Genomic DNA, 901 nt, shown 5'->3' with positions numbered 1-901 from the left:
TGCGCCAGTCAGTGGTGGTCTTGGAGAACCAGACATAGGCGATGACTGATATCAGTACGATCAAGGCAAACTCGAAGCGATATTGTTGCCATAAAATACCCATGACCAGAAACAGTTCGAGAAAGGTGGGGACAATATTAAACACCAGAAAGCGCATCAAAAAACTAATGCCATTTGTGCCGCGCTCAATGTCGCGAGATAAACCACCCGTTTGGCGGTTCAAGTGAAAGCTCAGACTCAATGCATGAAGGTGTTCGAAAACCTTCAGCCCTACGCGACGCATTGCTCTTTCGGTTACGCGCCCAAATAAGGTGTCGCGGATTTCGCCTAGTAACACATTCATCAGCCGTACCAGACCGTAGGCGAGTAATAAGCCCAAAGGTACAACGAGCAGGGATAGTTCATTATCAGCTAGTTGTTGGTCTAGGTCATCGACGACGTGCTTGAGAATAAAGGGCATGGTAACGCTAGCGACTTTTGCTGCAACCAGACATAACAGAGCGAGAGCGATGCGCTGCTTGTATTCCAAAAGGTAGGGAATGATTTGCTTGATGATTGACCAGTCAATTTCTCGATTGGGGTCAAAGTCTGAACGCATACCGCGCATGTGAAGTATCCTAAGGAAAGAAAGCGCTTAGTGTAGCGTAAAAGGGATAAGTGCCAAAGCGCAATGGATCAGATATGATCTTACTATTCGACGCCCTCTATTTTAGGAGAACTTAGTTTTGTCAGCTCAGCGATTAGTTAAAGTACTAGCGCCAATTGTAGTGTTGTTGCTATGCCTTTTGTTGGCCTATCAGATAAGTCAGTCGCAACCACCCGCGAGCAAGGGGCGTCCTTCAAAGGCAAATCCTTTATTGGTCGAAGTGGATAAAATAGCGCCTCGGGACTTTCAGGTCAC

General features: G+C 46.8%; 1 protein-coding gene. It reads right to left on the bottom strand.

Going from position 1 to position 901, the window contains the following annotated elements:
* Positions 1-607 (bottom strand): ABC transporter transmembrane domain-containing protein (locus A3735_RS01715; protein WP_255375118.1); only part of this gene is annotated, 607 nt, incomplete at its 3' end.
* Between the last annotated feature and the right edge of the window lie 294 nt (positions 608-901).

The sequence above is a fragment of the Oleiphilus sp. HI0061 genome, from assembly GCF_001635675.1.
The sequence above is the reverse complement of the archived record's forward strand: the minus strand, read 5'-3'. Positions and strand labels throughout refer to the sequence as shown.